The sequence below is a fragment of the Mycobacterium sp. 1165196.3 genome (assembly GCF_001673415.1).
In the GTDB taxonomy this organism is placed as follows: Bacteria; Actinomycetota; Actinomycetes; order Mycobacteriales; family Mycobacteriaceae; genus Mycobacterium; species Mycobacterium europaeum_A.
Window position 1 is genome coordinate 1 of record NZ_LZLU01000049.1, and the last position, 2,425, is coordinate 2,425.

A 2,425-nucleotide genomic window follows, 5' to 3' on the forward strand; every position below is an offset into this window, starting at 1 on the left:
CGGACGGACGCTCGCCGTGGGGCTTGTTGACGGTGACGTCGGCCAGGTAACTCAGAATCTTGGTGCCGCGATCGGCGGAGCTGCGGGCGGTGAGCAGCTGCGGGCGCTCCTCGATGAAGGACGTGGTGATGCGACCGGACTGAAAGTCGGGATCGTCCAGAACCGCTTGCAGGAAGGGGATATTCGTCGAGACACCGCGGATGCGGAACTCGGCGACCGCACGGCGCGCCCGACGCACCGCCGTGGCGAAGTCGCGGCCCCGGCAGGTCAGCTTGATCAGCATCGAGTCGAAGTGCGCGCTGATGTCGGCACCGAGCGTGGTGCCGCCGTCCAGCCGGATTCCCGCGCCACCCGGGGTGCGATAGGCGGTGATCCGGCCGGTGTCCGGCCGGAACCCGTTCGCCGGATCCTCCGTGGTGATCCGGCACTGCAAGGCCGCACCGTGCGGAACGATCGAATTCTGGCTCAAGCCAATGTCTTCCAGGCTCTGCCCGCCGGCGATCCGCAGCTGCGCCGACACCAGGTCGACGTCGGTGATCTCCTCGGTGACCGTGTGCTCCACCTGGATGCGCGGGTTCATCTCGATGAACACATGATTGCCGCGTTCGTCGAGCAGGAACTCCACGGTGCCGGCGCACGTATAGCCGATGCTCTGCGCGAAAGCCACCGCGTCCGCGCAGATCCGTTGGCGCAGCGCCGGATCCAGGTTGGGTGCCGGTGCGATCTCGACAACCTTCTGGTGGCGGCGCTGCACACTGCAGTCCCGCTCGTAGAGGTGAATGACGTTGCCCTGGCTATCGGCCAGGATCTGCACCTCAATATGACGCGGATTGATCACCGCCTGCTCGAGAAACACCGACGCGTCCCCGAACGCGGATTCCGCCTCGCGGCTGGCGGCCTCGATCGCCTCGGGCAGCGACGCCGCGTCGGTGACCCGGCGCATCCCGCGCCCGCCGCCACCGGCGACGGCCTTGACGAACAGCGGGAACGTCATCGACTCGGCGGCGGCCACCAGCTCGTCCACCGATGTCGACGGTGGCGAGGAAGCGAGCACCGGAAGACCCGCCGCCCGCGCCGCCGCGATCGCCCGGGACTTGTTACCCGTGAGCTCGAGCACCTCCGCGCTCGGGCCGACGAAGGTGATGCCGGCCGCCGCGCATGCCGCCGCCAGATCGGGGTTCTCCGACAGGAAGCCATAGCCGGGGTATATCGCGTCCGCCCCGCACGCCTGTGCCGTCGCGACGATGTCGTCGACGGACAGGTAGGCGCGGACCGGGTGGCCCTCCTCGCCGATCTGATAGGACTCGTCGGCCTTGAGCCGGTGCACTGAATTGCGGTCCTCATACGGGTACACCGCGACCGTGCCGATTTCCAGCTCATAGGCCGCGCGGAACGCGCGGATCGCGATCTCTCCGCGATTGGCGACCAGTACCTTCGCAAACACGGTCTTTACGATAGAGCCCGTTGCGGTGGTCCGACATACTCGCTGAGCGGACGGATCAACGCGTTGGACGCGGTCTGCTCGATGACGTGTGCCGTCCAGCCGGTGATCCGGCTCATCACGAAGATCGGCGTGAACATGCCGATGTCGAAGCCCATCAGGTAATAGGCAGGTCCGGTCGGGAAATCCAGGTTGGGTTTGATGCCGTTGGCCTCGGCCATGCCCTTCTCCAGGACTTCGTAGATGTCGAGCCACTTCTGGCCGTCGCGCGCCGCGGCGACGCGCTTGAGTGCCTCCTTCATGGTCGGCACCCGCGAGTCACCGTTCTTGTATACCCGGTGACCGAATCCCATGATCTTGTCTTTGCCAGCCAGCTTGCCCCGCAGCCATTCCGCGGCCCGCTCGGGGGTGCCGATGTCGAGCATGTCGTGCATGACGGCCTCGTTGGCGCCGCCATGCAGCGGGCCCTTCAGTGCGCCGATGGCCGCCGTGACCGCGCTGTAGATGTCGGATTGGGTGGAGGTGACCACGCGGGCCGCGAAGGTCGATGCATTGAAGCTGTGCTCGGCATACAGGACCATCGACTGCTCGAAGGCGTCCACCACGACCTGCTCGGGAACGTCACCGAAGCACATGTGCAGGAAATTCTGCGCATAGTTCATGTGGCTGTGCGGGGCGATGGGGTCCAGGCCCCGCCGGCGGCGCATGTCGGCGGCGACGATCGTGGGCAGCAGCGCGAACATCCGCAACGCCTTGCCGTAGTTGGCCGACGGGCTGCTGTCGTCCTCGTCCGGATCCTCGGCACCCATCGAGCTGATGAAGGTGCGCACCACGTCCATCGGATGGCAGGTCTCGGGCAATTTGGTCAACAGCGACAGCTGGGATCGGTTCAGCCGCCGGGCCGCTCGTTCGCGCTGACTGAACAGTGCAAGCTGTTGCTCGTCGGGAAGTTCGCCGTGCCACAGCAGGTAGGCAACTTGCTCG

2 protein-coding genes are annotated in these 2,425 nt (G+C 66.3%); both read right to left on the bottom strand.

Annotation, left to right across the window (positions count from 1 at the left end; all coding sequences use genetic code 11):
* Positions 1-1,444 (bottom strand): biotin carboxylase N-terminal domain-containing protein (locus A5659_RS04670; protein ID WP_156748828.1); only part of this gene is annotated, 1,444 nt, incomplete at its 3' end.
* A gap of 5 nt (positions 1,445-1,449) precedes the next feature.
* Positions 1,450-2,425 (bottom strand): bifunctional 2-methylcitrate synthase/citrate synthase (locus A5659_RS04675; RefSeq protein ID WP_067179534.1); only part of this gene is annotated, 976 nt, incomplete at its 5' end.